15 protein-coding genes are annotated in these 15,649 nt (G+C 62.1%); 11 read left to right on the top strand and 4 right to left on the bottom strand.

Annotation, left to right across the window (positions count from 1 at the left end):
• Nucleotides 1-6 precede the first annotated feature (6 nt).
• On the top strand, nt 7-825 hold the full coding sequence (locus ACG97_RS11245) for an ABC transporter substrate-binding protein (RefSeq protein ID WP_047967461.1): 819 nt from the start codon (nt 7-9) through the stop codon (nt 823-825).
• Here the strand turns inward: ACG97_RS11245 and ugpQ are convergent.
• Nucleotides 759-1,496, bottom strand: coding sequence for a glycerophosphodiester phosphodiesterase (gene ugpQ, locus ACG97_RS11240; protein ID WP_047967460.1), 738 nt, complete (start codon nt 1,494-1,496; stop codon nt 759-761). The two genes, ACG97_RS11245 and ugpQ, sit on opposite strands and share 67 nt — an antisense overlap.
• 614 nt (nt 1,497-2,110) lie before the next feature.
• Here ugpQ and ACG97_RS11235 point away from each other — a divergent pair.
• From ACG97_RS11235 to ACG97_RS11225, 3 genes are read left to right on the top strand one after another with little or no spacing between them, the layout of a single operon-like run.
• Complete coding sequence (locus ACG97_RS11235) at nt 2,111-3,268, top strand: Re/Si-specific NAD(P)(+) transhydrogenase subunit alpha (RefSeq protein ID WP_047967459.1); 1,158 nt, start codon at nt 2,111-2,113, stop codon at nt 3,266-3,268.
• Nucleotides 3,261-3,557 (top strand): proton-translocating transhydrogenase family protein, encoded by a 297-nt coding sequence (locus tag ACG97_RS11230; RefSeq protein ID WP_047967458.1) that lies wholly within the window; start codon nt 3,261-3,263, stop codon nt 3,555-3,557. The genes ACG97_RS11235 and ACG97_RS11230 overlap by 8 nt, the downstream gene beginning before the upstream one ends.
• A gap of 10 nt (nt 3,558-3,567) precedes the next feature.
• Nucleotides 3,568-4,941: an NAD(P)(+) transhydrogenase (Re/Si-specific) subunit beta gene (locus tag ACG97_RS11225; protein ID WP_047967457.1), complete on the top strand. Its 1,374-nt coding sequence runs from the start codon at nt 3,568-3,570 to the stop codon at nt 4,939-4,941.
• Between the two features lie 240 nt (nt 4,942-5,181).
• Here the strand turns inward: ACG97_RS11225 and ACG97_RS11220 are convergent, their stop codons facing one another.
• Genes ACG97_RS11220 through waaC form a run of 3 tightly spaced genes read right to left on the bottom strand, consistent with a single transcriptional unit; the run spans nt 5,182 to nt 7,948 of the window.
• A complete protein-coding gene (locus ACG97_RS11220; RefSeq protein ID WP_047967456.1) occupies nt 5,182-5,727 on the bottom strand; it encodes a GNAT family N-acetyltransferase in 546 nt (181 codons plus the stop codon).
• Nucleotides 5,728-5,741: 14 nt separating this feature from the next.
• Entirely contained in the window at nt 5,742-6,995 is a 1,254-nt protein-coding gene (waaA, locus tag ACG97_RS11215) for a lipid IV(A) 3-deoxy-D-manno-octulosonic acid transferase (RefSeq protein ID WP_047967455.1), read from the bottom strand.
• The gene (gene waaC, locus ACG97_RS11210) at nt 6,992-7,948 is read right to left on the bottom strand and encodes a lipopolysaccharide heptosyltransferase I (protein WP_047967454.1); all 957 of its coding nucleotides are present in this window, start codon (nt 7,946-7,948) and stop codon (nt 6,992-6,994) included. The genes waaA and waaC overlap by 4 nt, the downstream gene beginning before the upstream one ends.
• 494 nt (nt 7,949-8,442) lie before the next feature.
• On the opposite strand from waaC, the gene ACG97_RS11205 reads away from it, so the two are divergent.
• The 7 genes from ACG97_RS11205 to ACG97_RS17625 all read left to right on the top strand — a co-directional run bounded on the left by ACG97_RS11205 (nt 8,443) and on the right by ACG97_RS17625 (nt 15,489).
• A complete protein-coding gene (locus ACG97_RS11205) occupies nt 8,443-9,204 on the top strand; it encodes a glycosyltransferase family 2 protein (RefSeq protein WP_047967453.1) in 762 nt (253 codons plus the stop codon).
• A gap of 2 nt (nt 9,205-9,206) precedes the next feature.
• A complete protein-coding gene (locus tag ACG97_RS11200) occupies nt 9,207-10,175 on the top strand; it encodes an NAD-dependent epimerase (protein ID WP_047967452.1) in 969 nt (322 codons plus the stop codon).
• Between the two features lie 671 nt (nt 10,176-10,846).
• Nucleotides 10,847-11,113, top strand: a complete 267-nt coding sequence (locus ACG97_RS11195; RefSeq protein WP_238377323.1) for a DUF2789 domain-containing protein — start codon at nt 10,847-10,849, stop codon at nt 11,111-11,113.
• 146 nt (nt 11,114-11,259) lie between these two features.
• On the top strand, nt 11,260-11,574 hold the full coding sequence (locus tag ACG97_RS11190; protein ID WP_047967451.1) for a hypothetical protein: 315 nt from the start codon (nt 11,260-11,262) through the stop codon (nt 11,572-11,574).
• Between the two features lie 167 nt (nt 11,575-11,741).
• Nucleotides 11,742-13,730, top strand: a complete 1,989-nt coding sequence (locus ACG97_RS11185) for a U32 family peptidase (protein WP_047967450.1) — start codon at nt 11,742-11,744, stop codon at nt 13,728-13,730.
• Nucleotides 13,731-13,946: 216 nt separating this feature from the next.
• Entirely contained in the window at nt 13,947-14,507 is a 561-nt protein-coding gene (locus ACG97_RS17630) for a hypothetical protein (protein WP_156168020.1), read from the top strand.
• Nucleotides 14,508-15,039: 532 nt separating this feature from the next.
• Nucleotides 15,040-15,489, top strand: a complete 450-nt coding sequence (locus ACG97_RS17625; protein ID WP_156168019.1) for a hypothetical protein — start codon at nt 15,040-15,042, stop codon at nt 15,487-15,489.
• The last annotated feature ends 160 nt before the right edge of the window (nt 15,490-15,649 follow it).

Raw genomic sequence — 15,649 nt, 5'->3', positions numbered from 1 at the left:
CTGCCCATGATCGTCCGCACCCTGCTGTTTGCCCTGCCCCTGCTGTGGCTGGCCCCGCCCGCCAGTGCCGCCATCACGCCCGCCCCGACGCTGGTGTACGCCTTCAGCCGTTTCGAGCCGTACAAGACCGTGGACGCCGACGGCAAGCCGGGCGGCCCCTATACCGTGCTGCTGCAGGAGCTGGCACGGCGCAGCGGCGTGCAACTCGACATCGTGCACTGCCCGCTGCAACGCTGCCTGGCGCTGCTGCAGCGCGGCCAGGCCGATCTCAGCATCGGCATCCGCGGCAATGCCGAACGCGACCGCTATCTGGATTTCCTCGACCCGCCGTTCGCGCCGCCTACCGCCACCATGGTGTTGCAACGGCACGACGATCCGCGCCCGATCCGGCACTACGACGACCTGTATGCGCTGCGTGTCGGGGTGGTGGAAGGCGCCAGCTATTTCCAGCGTTTTGATGACGACAGGCTGATGCGCCGCGATGCCGCGCCCAGTGCCAGGCTGGCGCTGCGCAAGCTGGCGGCGAAGCGTTTCGACGTGCTGCTGATCAATGCACAACAGGGCCGCCAGCTGAGCCGGGAGCTGGGCGCCAGGCAGTACCGCCGCGCCGAATTGCAGTTTCCCGGCGAGCTGCCGCGCCGCATCGCGCTGTCACGGCTGTCGCCGGCGGTACAGGCCGCCAAACCGCGACTGGCGGCACAATTACAGCAGATGCTGCGCGATGGCAGCGTGCGGCGCATTCTGGACGGCGCTGCCGTTCAGGCCGCCCACGCCGGGTCGAAGCGGTCGGGACGGTCGCTGCACAGCATGTCGACCCCCCACTGACGCAGGCACTGCATCTCCTGCGGCTGGTTCACCGTCCACGCCATCACCGCCAGGCCGAGGCCGTGCAGCTGCGCCACCCACTCCGCGCTCAGCGCACGGTGGCAGACATGCAGCGCCCGGCAACCCAGCGCCTGCGCCTGTGCCACCAGCGCCGGGTTCAGCTCTTCCACCAGCAGCGCCAGCGGCAGCTCCGGTGCCGCCTGGCGTACCCCGGCCAGCGCCTCGGCACTGAATGACGACACCAGCGGCAACAGCGCCGCGCCCTGCCAGTGCTGGCGGATCTGCGCCGCGCACAGCTGCCCCATCTGTCGCGCGTCGCCAGCCGGCTTCAGCTCCAGATTGACCGCCATGCCCAGCCGCCGCAGCGTGGCGGCCAGTTGCTGCAGGCTGGGCAGCGCCTCGCCGGCAAACGCCGGATGGTGATGACGGCCGGCATCCAGCTGCAGCAGCACTGCCGCGGTGTGCGCCGCCAGTGCGCCGTTGCCGCTGGTGGTGCGCTCCAGCTCGGCGTCGTGGGCGATCACCGCCACACCGTCGGCGCTGAGCTGCACGTCGCACTCCACCGCCGTCACCCCCAGCCGGTGTGCCAACAGCAGGCCGGCGAGCGTGTTTTCCGGCGCCAGCGCGCCACCGAGGCGGTGGGCAAACCCCACCGGATAAGGCCAATGCATGAGCGTCTCCTTGTCGTGAGAATGTCGCCGGTCGGCGACTTGGCACCGCTAACAAAACCTCGCAGCGCACCTGAGCCAAGGCGCGCCGACTCTGACAGTACCAGTCGTACGGCAAGGCGGCACAACGCAGGATCAGGGGTTTGGTCAGTGGCGCTTAGCGTTATCCCTTAAGCGTAAGCCCTTGTTTACAGCATGGCAGGCAAAACGGTTTACTGAAACGGCTATTGCGGCGCAATAAATCGTTTTGACATGAGAAATGCGGCCAACCCTGGCTGCCGGCCGGCGGCAAGCATCGCCACGGCGTCCGGATGTTGCCCCGCAGCAACGTACAAAAATGGCAACAGTTGTGTGCTATCAAGCCGTGATTGATGAAAATACATCGTCAAATCATTTGATTAAAAAACTGTCAGACAGTATTCCTATAGCCAACTGCAACGTGCCCGGCGGCCAACGCCGGCAACCGGATGTCGCTTTTATGTAAAAGCATTGCGCCAAATCACAAATTTGTGATTAATTACCAATTCAAACGCTCGTTCGAAATTAAGCCTCGCACGGGCGTTCGCTATCTCTGTCGTTTTTACATTTTTCATTCAACATTTGCAGAAAGGAAGACCATGCAAATCGCTATTGCCGCCGAACGGCTGGCAGGTGAACACCGCGTGGCCGCGACACCGGAAACGGTGAAGAAACTCGTCGCCATGGGTCACTCCGTGGTGATCGAGGCCGGGGCCGGGCGGCATGCCGCGGCACCGGATGCGGCCTATGTCGAGGCCGGCGCAACGTTGGCCGCATCGCGCGCCGCGGCGCTGGGCCAGGGCGACATCGTGCTCACCGTGCGCCCGCTGCCCGCCGATGCCATTGCCGAGCTGAAGGACGGCGCGGTGCTGATCGGCCAGCTGGCGCCGTACCACAACGACACCTTCCCGCTGCTGGCGGCCAAGAAAGTGTCGGCCTTTGCCATGGAGCTGCTGCCGCGTACCACCCGCGCGCAGAGCATGGACGTGCTGTCCAGCCAGAACAACATCGCCGGCTACCGCGCGGTGCTCTTGGCCACCCACTACTACCCGCGCTTCATGCCGATGCTGATGACCGCCGCCGGCACCGTGAAACCGGCGCGGGTGCTGATCATGGGTGTCGGCGTCGCCGGCCTGCAGGCGATTGCCACCGCCAAGCGCCTCGGCGCGGTGGTGGAAGCCACCGACGTACGCGCCTCGACCAAGGAACAGGTGGAATCGCTGGGCGGCAAGTTCATCGAAGTGCCGATGAGCGAGGAGGAGAAAAAAGCCAACGACGGCGTCTACGCCAAGGAGATGTCCGACGACTACAAGCAGCGGCAGGCCGAGCTGGTGGCCAAGCACGCGCGAGCGGCCGACATCATCATCACCACCGCGCTGATTCCGGGCAAGAAGGCGCCGACGCTGATCAGCGCCGAGGTGGTGCAGGCGATGAAGCCGGGCAGCGTGATCATCGACCTCGCCGCCGAAGCCGGCGGCAACTGCGCGCAAACGGTGCCGGGCGAGGTGATCACCACCGACAACGGCGTCACCGTGGTGGGCAGCACCAACCTGCCGGCCCTGGTGGCGGCCGACGCCTCCAGCCTGTACGCGAAGAACCTGTTCACCTTCCTCGGCCTGATGCTGAGCAAGGAAGGCTACACCCTCAATCTGGAAGACGACCTGCTGGCAGCCACCCTGGTCACCCACGCCGGCGAAGTGCGCTTCCCTGCGGCCAACGTGGCCCCAGCCGCCAAGAAGGAGACCTCTCATGGTTGATCCGTTCATCACCAGCTTCACCATCTTTGTCCTCGCCGTGTTCGTCGGCTACCACGTGGTGTGGAACGTCACCCCGGCGCTGCACACGCCGCTGATGGCCGTCACCAACGCCATCTCCGGCATCATCATCGTCGGCGCCATGCTGCAGGTGGTGGACATCAATGGCAGCGAGCTGAGCGTGACCTCGGTGCTGGGCACCATCGGCATCTTCCTCGCCAGCATCAACATCTTCGGCGGCTTCCTGGTCACCCAGCGCATGCTCGACATGTTCAAGAAGAAGAAAAAATAAGGGACACACGATGGAAAATCTCTCGGCAATACTTTATCTGGTCGCGGCGGTGCTGTTCATCCTGGCACTGAAGGGTCTGTCGTCGCCCACCACCGCCATCCAGGGCAACCGCTACGGCGTGATCGGCATGCTGCTCGCGGTGGCCACCACCTTCATGGTGATGGACAAGCCGGTGCTGGCGCTGATCATCGGTGCCATCGCCGCCGGTGGCGCCATCGGCGCCTGGAAGGCGAAGACGGTGCAGATGACCGGCATGCCGGAACTGGTGGCGGCGATGCACTCGCTGGTGGGCCTCTCCGCGGTGCTGATCGCGGTGGCCGCCATCTTCCACAGCGGTGTCGAACACACCGCGGTGCAGAAGGTGGAGCTGTTTATCGGCGCCTTCATCGGCGCCATCACCTTCACCGCCTCGGTGATCGCCTACGGCAAGCTGTCCGGCAAGTTCGGCGCCAAGGCGATCAACTTCAGCGGCCAGCATCTGCTGAACCTGGTGCTGGCACTGGCGATGGTCGGCTTCGGCGTGCTGTATTTCGTCAGCGACAGCCACGCCGCCTTCCTGGCGATGGTCGCCATCGCGCTGGTGCTGGGCGTGACGCTGATCATCCCGATCGGCGGCGCCGACATGCCGGTGGTGGTGTCGATGCTGAACAGCTACTCCGGCTGGGCGGCGGCGGGTATCGGCTTCACGCTGAACAACCCGGTGCTGATCATCGCCGGTGCCTGCGTCGGCGCCTCCGGTGCCATCCTGTCCTACATCATGTGCAAGGCGATGAACCGCTCCATCGTCAGCGTGCTGCTCGGCGGTTTCGGTGCCGAGGCGACCAGCGGCGGCAGCAGCGATGCCGGCGGGCCGAAGCACTACAAGTCCGGCTCTGCCGAGGACGCCGCCTTCCTGATGGGCAACGCCGACAGCGTGATCATCGTGCCGGGCTATGGTCTCGCGGTATCGCGCGCGCAGCATGCACTGCAGGAATTCGCCGAGCTGCTGCACGAGAAAGGCGTCAATGTGCGCTACGCCATCCACCCGGTGGCCGGCCGTATGCCGGGCCACATGAACGTGCTGCTGGCCGAGGCTGAAGTGCCGTACGAACAGGTGCAGGAGATGGACGAGATCAACTCCGACTTCGCCAATACCGACGTAGTACTGGTGATCGGTGCCAACGACGTGGTCAACCCGGCGGCGCAGAAGGACAAGGCCAGCCCGATCTACGGCATGCCGATTCTGGAAGCGCACAAGGCGCGCACCGTGATCGTGGTCAAGCGCTCGATGAACGCCGGCTACGCCGGCCTCGACAACGAGCTGTTCTACATGGACAAGACCATGATGGTATTCGGCGACGCCAAGAAAGTGGTCGAGGAGCTGGTGAAAGGCGGCGGCCACTAAGAACCTGTTCACGATCTGCAGTGCGCAGGCGTACGGCGTTAAAAACGCCTTCGGAGTGCTCATTGACCCCATGTCAACTCCACTTCCTCAGCCGTTTTCGCCTTGTCTCGCTCTAGCTCGCGAGGTTGTGAACACGTTCTAAGCCGCCCGCTGCGGCCAAGGTTGGCCGCAAGCAAAACCCCCGTCGCGTGGCACGCGGCGGGGGTTTTTTCATGGTGCTGGCGGAGTGGGCAGCCCGCGTCAGTGCAGCGCGACACCGTACAGGAACGGCCCGCCCGCCTCACCCGGCGGCGGAGCCGACAGCAGCCGCATCCCCAGCCTCGCGCACAGGCGATGTGCCGCCTGCTGGCTGTCGGCCACCGGCACGCGGATGTCGCGCACCTGGTAGTGGCCGAAGGCCAGCACCAGCATGCGTTCCACCGCCTCGGTAAACAGCCCCTGCCCCTGCCAGTCGCTGTGACCCCAGAACTGCAGCAGCCACGACTCGTCCGGCTGGTGTTGCAGGCGCAGCCAGCCGACCACCTCGTCGCCCAGCCACAGCAGCGCCACTTTGCTGTCGCCGCGCTGCCAGTTGCGCTGCACCTCGTAGCAGTAGCGCTCCACCAGCGCCACGTCCAGCACCGGCTGCGACCACGGCAGATCGGCGGCAAAGCCCTGCAACTCGTGCTGCGAGGCAACGATGGCCTGGAACAGCGCCGCGCCGTCGCCCGCCTGCGGCGCCACCAGTACCAGCCGTGGCGTGCGGATCCCGTCCAGCAGCGGGTCAGACTGGGTAATCACTGCCATGACGGCCTCCTTGGCTATGGATCGAGCTGGCTGGCCAGCAGCGCGACGATGCGGGCGCTGGCGCCACGATGCTGCGCGGTAAACGCCAGGCCGGCGTCGCGCATCGTCGCGCGCTGCGGCGCGTCGGCCAGCAGTTGCAAGGCCAGCGCCACCAGGGCGCCGGCATCGCTCACCTGCCGCGCTGCGCCGGCAGCCAGCGCCAACTGGCTGGCCTCGGCAAAATTATAGGTCGACGGTCCCAATAACACCGGCACGCCGATGCTGGCCGGCTCGATCAGGTTCTGCGCGCCAAAATCCAGCAGCGAGCCGCCGACAAAGGCGACATCGGCGGCGGCGTAATAGCCGAACAGCTCGCCCATGCTGTCGCCGATCCACACCTGTGTTTCACATGAAACCGGCAGCAGGTCGCTGCGCCGCTGCACGGCAAAGCCCTGCTCCGCCGCCAGCGCGGCGACGCCGGCGAAACGCTCCGGATGGCGCGGCACCAGCAGCAGCAAGGCGTCGCCCACCTTGGCCGCACGCCACGCCGCCAGGATCAGCGCTTCCTCGCCGTCGCGGGTGCTGGCGCACAGCCACACCGGCCGCTGGCCGATGCGTTCGCGAAACTGCGCCCCCAGCGCCAGCTGCGCCGATGGCGGCGTGAAGTCGTACTTGGTATTGCCGCACACGCGGATATTGCCCGCCCCCAGCGTCCCCAGCCGTGCGGCGTCGGCCTCGCTCTGCGCGGCGATGGCGCGCAACTGGCGCAACGCCGGGCGGATCAGCGCACCGATACGGCGGTAGCCGCGCAGCGATTTTTCCGACAGCCGGGCATTGACCAGAAAGGCCGGTACGCCGGCCTGTGCGCAAGCGTGCAGCAGATTGGGCCAGATCTCGGTTTCCATCAGGATCAGGCAGCGCGGCCGCAGCGCGGCGACGAAACGGCGCATCACCCGCGCGTTGTCGTACGGCAGGTAGCGCACCTCGGCGTCGGGGTACAGCTGCTCGGCGGTGGCGCGCCCGGTCGGCGTCATCTGGGTGATGACGAAACGCGCCTGCGGATACCGTTCCCGCAAACGGGCCACCAGCGGCTGTGCCGCGCGCGTCTCGCCCACCGACACCGCGTGCAGCCAGATCACCTCGCCACCGGCCTGCGGCAGCAGGTCGCCGAAGCGCTCGTCCCAGTGTTCGAGATAGGCCGGCGCCTGGCGCGCGCGTTTTCGCAGGTAGCGCCTGAGCAGCGGCGTCGCCAGCGGCCACAGCAGGCTGTACAGCGCGCGAGCGATCATGCGCCGCGTACCCGCGCCAGCAGCGCCAGCACCGCGTCCACCGTCGGGATTTCTCCGGCACGGCCGATGTTGGCCGCACGCGCGGTTTCCACCACCCCGGTCAGCGCCGGGTCGGTATCGGTATAGATCGCCACCAGCGGCACATCCAGCGCGTTGGCGAGATGAGTCAGCCCGGTATCGACGCCGATCACCGCCGCGGCGTGGCCCAGCAGTGCCGCCGCCTCGCGCAGGTTCATCTTCGGCGCCAGCACGGCGCCAGGGATGGCCGCGGCCAACCTTTGCGCACGCTGCTGCTCCGCCGCACTGCCCCACGGAATGACGATGGCCAGATCCTGATTCTGCAGCGCCTGTGCCAGCTCAATCCAGTGCGCCTCCGGCCACAGCTTGCTGTCGCGGCTGGTGGCGTGCAGCAGCACCGCGTAGTCGCCGGCCGGCAACCACGCCAGTCGTTCACCGCAGCGGATGCCGAACACCGGCGCGCCCTCGGGCCGGTAACCGAAGGCGGCGCCGAACAGCTGGCGGTTGCGTTCGATCGCCGACAGCTGGCGGCTGACCGCGTAGCGGCGCTCGTAAAAGCGGCTGGCCAGCGGCTCGCGGATGCTGGCGCGGTCGTAGCCGGCCAGCGGGCCGTTGGCCCAGCGACCGGGAATGGCACTCTTCAACAGCCCCTGCGCGTCCAGCACCAGCTCCCAGCGCGTGGCGGCCAATGTATGCCGCAAGGTCGCGATCTCGCGCCAGGTGGCGGCCTTGAACAAGGCCTTGCGCCAGCGTCGCCATGCGATGGGGATGGTGCGGCTCACCAGCGGATGCAGGCCGGGAATGTCGGCAAAGCCTTCTTCCGCCAGCCAGCTGACGCTCAGCTCCGGGCGGTGACGTGCCAGATCGGTCAGCGCCGGCCAGGTGTGGATAAGGTCGCCCATCGACGATGTGCGCAGCAACAGGACGTTTTTCATGCGCCGGATTTTACGGGCAGCCCTGTGGTTAACCAAGTAAAATCAGGGCTACCGCTTTGTGGATAACTGGAAGTGGATAAATATCGCCAAAACTGTCCACAAGCTGTCCTGTTGCTGGCAGGCCCTTCAAAGACCCAGCCCCCAACAGGGCAAACTGTTGAAAACATTGGTCAATAGCGGGTTATCCACAGAAAAGTGTCCACTACATCAGTATCTTCATATTTAAAATAGGCAAACAATGAAAAGATGAGGTGCAGACCCAAACGGCTGGAAACACTGTTTGCGTCATTGCTGGCAAGAGATTGTGGATAAGCGGGCAGCACGGCAAGATGGCAAAATTGTCCACAACTGATGCACCCCATTCCAGCTGCGGCAACGACAAGCTAGGCAACATCTCAAGTCATTGAAAAAAAACGTCTTTATTGTGTTATCCACAGACCGGCACTGCCTTCTACTATCCTTATCCTTTATATAACTAGAAAGTACTAGAAAGAATGTCGCGCCAACTTAGCGTGGTTCTGATCACCAAAAATGCCGAAGCGCTGCTGGAAAAATGTCTGCAAAGCTGTGCCTTTGCCGACGAGATCGTGGTGGTGGATTCGGGTAGCACCGACAGGACATTGGCAATAGCCTCTGCCTATAAGGCAAAAGTTATCCACCAACCGTGGTTGGGATTCGGTCCGCAGAAGCAATTCGCGGTACAGCAGGCCAGCCACGACTGGGTGCTGTGTCTGGATGCCGATGAGTGGTTGTCGGAAAAATTGCGCCATGAAATCAGCAACTTGCTGCACAATCCGGCGCTTGGCGCCTACCGTTTTGCACGCAGTAACAAGTTCATGGGCCGCTTCCTGAAGTTTGGCGAAGGCTATCCCGATTACAGCCTGCGGCTGTTCGATCGCCGCCAGGCACGCTGGTCCGACGACGTGGTGCACGAGTACGTGATCGCCAATGGCGAAGTCGGCACCCTGACCGGCGACCTGATGCACGAATCCGGCGAAGACATCGCGCTGTACCTCGACAAACAGAACCGCTACACCAGCCTGCAGGCGGAAACGCTGTATCAGCGCGGGAAAAAGGTGGGGATTGCCAAGCTGGTGTTGAGTCCGCTGCTGCGCTTCGTGAAGTTTTACCTGCTGCGCCAGGGTTTTCGCGACGGCCTGCCCGGACTTGTCCACATCAGCATTGGCTGCTTCAACAGTTATCTCAAATACGCGAAGCTGATCGAACTGCACCGGCTTCGCCCACAGGAAAAATGACGATGAAAGTACTGGTCACCGGTGCCGCCGGTTTCATTGGCCGCGCGGTATGTGAAAAACTGCTGGATCGCGGCGATGTGCAAGTGATCGCTGTGGATAACCTCAACGACTACTACGCGGTGGCGCTGAAACACGCGCGCCTCGCCACGCTGCAGGGCCGTGCCGGGTTTGTTTTCCACAAGCTGGACATCGCCGACTGGGCCGCCATCGACGCGCTGTTTGCCGCCGAGCGCCCGGACTACGTGATCCACCTCGCCGCCCAGGCCGGCGTGCGCTACAGCATCGACAACCCGCACGTCTACGCGCAGAGCAACCTGGTCGGCCACACCAATATGCTGGAAGCCTGCCGCCGCTACCCGGTGCAGCACCTGGTGTTCGCCAGCTCTTCCAGCGTGTACGGCAAGAACGCCAAGGTGCCGTTCAGCGAAGACGACCGCGTCGACGAGCCGGTCAGCTTCTACGCTGCCACCAAGAAGGCGAACGAGGTGATGGCACACAGCTACGCCCACCTGTACCAGCTGCCGATCACCGGCCTGCGCTTCTTCACCGTGTACGGCCCGTGGGGCCGCCCGGACATGGCGCCGTGGCTGTTTACCGAGGCCATCCTCAACGGCGACCCGATCAAGGTGTTCAATCACGGCCAGATGCAGCGCGATTTCACCTTCATCGACGACATCGTCGAGGGCGTGCTGCGGGTGATGGCGCATCCGGCCAGCGGCGACGTGCCGTTTGCGGTGTTCAACATCGGCAACCACAAGCCGGTGCCGCTGATGGACTTCATCCAGGCCACCGAAGCCGCCTGCGGCCGCGAGGCGGTCAAGCAGTACCTGCCGATGCAGGACGGCGACGTGCCGGTCACCTACGCCGACACCGCGCGGCTGCGTGCCGCGGTCGGTTTCTCGCCGGACACGCCGCTGCGCGACGGCATGCAGGCATTTGTCGACTGGTATCGCGACTACCACCAGCGCTGAGTTGTCCACAGCCCGCCAGCGCAACACCGCGCTGGCAAACGGGGGTGATAGCGGCTGCGGAGACGTAAACGGGGCGCCAGCGGCTGCCGCTGCCGCTGACACCTCGTGCTGACTGAAACGGCTGCCAGGCGTGTGGCGGGCGATTGTGGCGCCGTGCAGGGGGGCTACCACCCGTTGCTGCGGTGGCTCGCCGCAGCGTGGCGTGGCGGATTGTTGCCGTCACCCGTGCCGTGGTCAGTGCGGCGGACGGCTGCGGACATTACGGTGGATGGCAATGTTGTCGCCGTTTATGTTGCACGATGCTGTCTCGTTAACGGCTTATGGCTACTGATGGCGTATTTTAATGCTGTGAATAGCCAGGCCGCTGACGGGAGCCAGCGCGCGGGGCTGGTGTCAGCTGTGGCGGATAACGGCATTGGCCACCGGAGCGGCCGCAAAATGCGGCTCACCGGCCAAGCGACAGCCGCAAGCGCGTTGCCGCTACCGCTACCGCGTGGCAATGCTCGCACTGCTGTTTGCCGCCACGCGCCGCCAGTGTTGACTTATCCACAGCCGACCGCTGCTCGTCGCCGTATTGCGGCCAACCTTGGCTGGCATTGATCGCCTGCTTCCGGCCGTGATCGCGCACGCCACAGTGCGGCAATTTTTCCGCCACGGTCTAAGCTGAACTGATGAATTTTCCAGCGCGGGAGGCGGCGATCATGGATACCGGGCATCACGAACTGACCGAGCTGTTTGCACAGCTCGGGCTGGACAACAGCACCAAGGCGATCAACCAGTTTGTACAGAGCCATCCGTTGCCGGAGCATGTGGTGCTGGCGGAGGCGCCGTTCTGGAGCGCGAGCCAGGCCGCGTTCCTGCGCCAGTCGCTGGCCTGCGATGCGGAATGGTCGGACGCGGTCGATACCCTGGCGACACTGCTGCAGCAACGCGGCTGAGGCCGCCATCCGGCGCCGAGGCTACTAGCATTGCGTCGGCGATAAATGACAGCCAGATCAACGGCTTGCCGATGGCTGCGGCCAACGTTTGGTGTCGCGGCGGCATGGTCTATGCTGGGTTATCACAGTCGTTGAGGAGACCCGTCATGATGATCGCCCGCTGGAGTATCGAGGCCAAGTTTGGCCACAAACCGGAAGTCATCGCCGAGATGCAGCGCTGGCTGCGCGACATCGGCTCGCAGGCCGGCTGGACGCCGCAGCGCGTGCGGCTGCTGAACGGCTCGATCGGCGCCAAGGAATCCACCATCCTGTCCGAAATCGAGATCGCCGATCTGGCCGAGCTGGACGCCGCCTGGCACAAGCTGGGCACCCTGCCCGAGCACGCGGCGTGGAGCAAGGCGCTGGAGCCGCACGTGGTGTCCGGCACCCAGCGCTGGGAAATTTTCCGCGTCATCGGCTAACCGCCGTCACCGCCGCCGCACCCGGGGATGACCGCGCGTCATCCCCGGGTCTGGCCTGTCTGGCCGCGCGGCCTTGCGGCCAAGGTTGGCCGCAACATCGATCCCACCCAAGTGCCTGATTCTGCTATCATTCCGCGCCTTGCCCCCACCCACCGCAGGAAGTATTCATGAGTCTGTTGCCGCACCAGGTTGAGCTGTTGTCCCCCGCCAAGAACATCGACATCGGCCGCGAGGCGATTTTGCACGGTGCGGACGCCGTCTACATCGGCGGTCCCAGCTTCGGTGCGCGGCACAACGCCTGTAACAGCGTGGCCGAGATCGCCGAGCTGGTGCAGTTTGCCCACCGCTACCACGCGCGCATCTTCACCACGCTCAATACCATCCTGCACGACGCCGAGCTGGACGCCGCGCGCAAGCTGATCTGGCAGCTGTACGACGCGGGTGTCGACGCGCTGATCGTGCAGGATATGGGCATCCTGCAGCTGGACCTGCCGCCTATCCAGCTGCACGCCTCCACCCAGTGCGACATCCGCGACGCCGCCAAGGCGCGCTTCCTGTCCGATGCCGGCTTCTCGCAGGTGGTGCTGGCGCGCGAGCTGACCATTCCGCAGATCGCCAAGATCTCGCAGACCGTGGCCGAGGGGCATGACCCGGCCGCCATCGAATACTTCATCCACGGTGCGCTGTGCGTGGCCTTCTCCGGCCAGTGCTACATCAGCCACGCCGACAACGGCCGCAGCGCCAACCGTGGCGACTGCTCGCAGGCCTGTCGCCTGCCCTACACCCTCACCGACGAGAGCGGCGGCGTGGTGGCGTTTGACAAGCACCTGCTGTCGATGAAGGACAACAACCAGAGTCGCAACCTCGAAGCGCTGCTCGACGCCGGCGTGCGCTCGCTGAAGATCGAAGGCCGCTACAAGGACGTCAGCTACGTCAAGAACATCACCGCCCACTACCGCCTGCTGCTCGACGAAATCATCGAGCGCCGGCCGGAACTGGCGCGCGCCTCCAGCGGCAGCAGCGAAATCTACTTCGCGCCCGATCCGGACAAGACCTTCCACCGCGGCGCCACCGACTACTTCGCCACCGGCCGCAAGATCGACATCGGCGCCTTCGACTCGCCGAAATTCGTCGGCGTCGAGCTGGGCAGCGTGCACCAGGTCGGCGATAACTGGCTGGAAATCGCCACCGCAGACAGCATGGCCAACGGCGACGGCATCAACTACATGAAGAAGCGCGAAGTCGTCGGCATGCAGCTCAACACCGTGAAGCAGATCGGCCACGTGCCGGGCGGCGAGCTGCTGTGGCGCTGCGTGCCCAACGACCCGGCGGTGCTGGCCGGCCTCAAGCCCGGCACCCGCATCAGCCGCAACCGCGACCACGCCTGGGAGCTGTCGCTGCTGAAAAAATCGGCTGATCGCCGTATCGGCGTATGGCTGAACCTGGACGAAACCGGCGACGGCCTGGCGCTGACCATCACCGACGAGGACGGCTGCAGCGCCACCGCCCACGCGCCACTGGCACTGGAGCCAGCCAAGGACGCCGCCCGCGCCGAGGCCAGCCTGCGCGACGCCGTCGCCAAGCTCGGCAACACCATGTTCGTGGCCAACGACGTGGCGCTGAACCTGGCGCAGCCGTGGTTCGTGCCGTCATCGGTGATCAATGCGCTGCGCCGCGACGCGGTGGAAAAACTGGAAGCCGCCCGCATCGCCGCATGGCCACGTCAGCCACGCAAGGCGCCGGTGGAGCCGCCGGTACCGTATCCGGAAAAAAACCTCAGCTACCTCGCCAACGTCTACAACGCCAAGGCCTGGGATTTCTACAAGCTGCACGGCGTGGAAGTCATCGAGCCGGCCTACGAGGCGCACCAGGAAGAAGGCGAAGTCAGCCTGATGATCACCAAGCACTGCCTGCGCTTCTCCTACAACCTGTGTCCGAAGCAGGCCAAGGGCGTCAAGGGCGTGATGGGGCAGGTGCGCGCCGACCCGATGGTGCTGAAATCCGGCGACGAGACCTACACCCTGAAATTCGAATGCCGCCCGTGCGAGATGCACGTGATGGGCAAGATGAAGAAGCACATCCTGAAGACACCGCCGCCGTCCGAGATCCCGGCGACGGCACCGATTACCTTCTTCAAGCAGCGGCCGCAGTCGTAATTTGGGTGGGATTGCGGCCAACGTTGGTCGCAGGGTTTTGATGACGTAGAACAAGGGCAAGCCGGATGGCTTGCCCTTTTGTCATTGTCTTGCCGTATGATGATCGGGTTTGTAGGTTGGCGCAGCACATAGCCAAGATCAACACTTGATGAGCATGGCGCGGTAAACATTGAGTTTCGCAGGCTCAGTCCAGTCTACCCTGCTTATGGAGAAGTAATGAGAGCAATTAATAAGATATTATTTTTGATAATTACTTTTTCAATTATGGCATGTAGTAAAAACCCTGTTGAACCAGTTGTTCTTAAGCTGAATGGTGACTCCTCTTTATTTATTGAAGTGAAAAATTGTAATTTCCCTTTTCAAGGGGAGTCAATGATATCTTTTTATGCCGAGCTTGATCGATCTACCCGTAATTTTGTGTGTGGTGATGGCCGCAATAAGGATGATGTTTTTAGAATACAAATTGGAAATTTTAGATTTGAATATAGTCTTGGCTATTACATGAAGATTGAAGAAACAGAATATTATTCTTTGTACAAAGAACGAAATAATGAAACATCTATTGGATGGGCTATTTTTTCGAAAAAACATGGTTTTCTGGTGAGAAAATCAAATATTAAGAATAAAATTTTTGAAGTAACTTCAGATATGGGTGGCCGGTTTTACATGGAGGCACTGATTGATGTGAATTCATTTGAACCAGATAACGTTATATATCAGGCTAATCGAGTAGTTGAGCTTCTAAATGCTAACGTAAGACACGGTAAGCCGGACTGAACTTGTGAAGCCCAATTTTTTATCGCAATGAATTGGAAAGGTTGGCCGCAAGCCGTCATGGGCTTTGCGGCCAACCTTTTTTGAAATATGGCATCCGCTGCGCGGATATTTTTTTATCTGCCGCTTTCCGCACGGCGGCGGGATACTTTCTTTTGCTTCGACCAAAAGAAAGTATCCAAAGAAAAGGCGACCCGAAGGCGCAAGCATTCCCGTGAAAACTGCCGCCATCCCGGCGCCGCCCATCCGCTGCGCTCAAAAGAGGGCGGCTTGTTTCCGGGCTGGCGGCCGTTTCCACGGCTTGCGCCAACGGTGATGGGAGCGTCGGTTCGGTTTTGGCTGGTGATATTGGAGTGAGAACCGTAGGGTGCAACACCCCGGCTTTATCGAGGCGTTGCACCGTTTTTCGGGCGGGTGAAACGTGTAGCCAGAATAAGCTGCAGGCGCATCCGGGTAGGTGCGGGGTAAATCTCAAGGCGGGTTACTAGCGATTGGTTGGTCACTCCCACTGTAATAATATATTTTTGAGGTTGGAATGAGAAATTATTTTGATGTGGTGGTTATTTGGATGGTAAGGATTTTGGTGTTTGCTTTTTTTTGTACAGCATGCGCCTCTGATTATGAAACAATAAAGATACCTAAAAATAAATATGGTGTTTTTTATATTAATCATTGCCCTACAAGATTTTTTTCAGGCGCACCACTAATCGAGTTTAAATTTTATTCATCGGCAGGTGATCTTGAGAAAATTATGAATGAATTAGGCAGAGACTCTGCAAAAGGAAGAGTGGTTTTTGAAAGTTTTGAAACTAATCAACGTCAAGTATATGGCAAGAGCTCTATGTATGGTGGGTATGTCGCTAAGGATAGTGTACGTGTTAGTATGGACTTCATAAAATCAGCTAGTTGTCAAAAATATAAAGTGATAGTTGAAGAGGCATTTAATGAAGATGTGGATATATATGTTGGTAATCGCTATCTTTAGCACTGTAATTTGTGCTTCGTTTGCAAATCCCAATGTTGATCACGAATGAATGACCAAGGTTTGTCGCAAGCGATAACAGCTTTGCGGCCAACCTTTTTTGAAATATGGCATCCGCTGCGCGGATATTTTTTATCTGCCGCTTTCCGCGCGGCGGCGGGAT

The organism is Vogesella sp. EB, from assembly GCF_001037925.1.
GTDB classification, from domain to species: domain Bacteria; phylum Pseudomonadota; class Gammaproteobacteria; order Burkholderiales; family Chromobacteriaceae; genus Vogesella; species Vogesella indigofera.
This window is presented reverse-complemented; position numbering and strand designations above follow the sequence as displayed.

Coding starts and splice junctions, on each gene's coding strand:
- ACG97_RS11185 (WP_047967450.1), top strand. CDS start 11,742: ATGAGTCTGTTGCCGCACCAGGTTGAGCTGTTGTCCCCCGCCAAGAAC.
- ACG97_RS11195 (WP_238377323.1), top strand. CDS start 10,847: ATGAATTTTCCAGCGCGGGAGGCGGCGATCATGGATACCGGGCATCAC.
- ACG97_RS11205 (WP_047967453.1), top strand. CDS start 8,443: ATGTCGCGCCAACTTAGCGTGGTTCTGATCACCAAAAATGCCGAAGCG.
- ACG97_RS11200 (WP_047967452.1), top strand. CDS start 9,207: ATGAAAGTACTGGTCACCGGTGCCGCCGGTTTCATTGGCCGCGCGGTA.
- ACG97_RS11225 (WP_047967457.1), top strand. CDS start 3,568: ATGGAAAATCTCTCGGCAATACTTTATCTGGTCGCGGCGGTGCTGTTC.
- ACG97_RS11245 (WP_047967461.1), top strand. CDS start 7: ATGATCGTCCGCACCCTGCTGTTTGCCCTGCCCCTGCTGTGGCTGGCC.
- ACG97_RS11230 (WP_047967458.1), top strand. CDS start 3,261: ATGGTTGATCCGTTCATCACCAGCTTCACCATCTTTGTCCTCGCCGTG.
- ACG97_RS11235 (WP_047967459.1), top strand. CDS start 2,111: ATGCAAATCGCTATTGCCGCCGAACGGCTGGCAGGTGAACACCGCGTG.
- ACG97_RS17630 (WP_156168020.1), top strand. CDS start 13,947: ATGAGAGCAATTAATAAGATATTATTTTTGATAATTACTTTTTCAATT.
- waaC (WP_047967454.1), bottom strand. CDS start 7,948: ATGAAAAACGTCCTGTTGCTGCGCACATCGTCGATGGGCGACCTTATC.
- ACG97_RS11220 (WP_047967456.1), bottom strand. CDS start 5,727: ATGGCAGTGATTACCCAGTCTGACCCGCTGCTGGACGGGATCCGCACG.
- ACG97_RS17625 (WP_156168019.1), top strand. CDS start 15,040: ATGAGAAATTATTTTGATGTGGTGGTTATTTGGATGGTAAGGATTTTG.
- ugpQ (WP_047967460.1), bottom strand. CDS start 1,496: ATGCATTGGCCTTATCCGGTGGGGTTTGCCCACCGCCTCGGTGGCGCG.
- ACG97_RS11190 (WP_047967451.1), top strand. CDS start 11,260: ATGATGATCGCCCGCTGGAGTATCGAGGCCAAGTTTGGCCACAAACCG.
- waaA (WP_047967455.1), bottom strand. CDS start 6,995: ATGATCGCTCGCGCGCTGTACAGCCTGCTGTGGCCGCTGGCGACGCCG.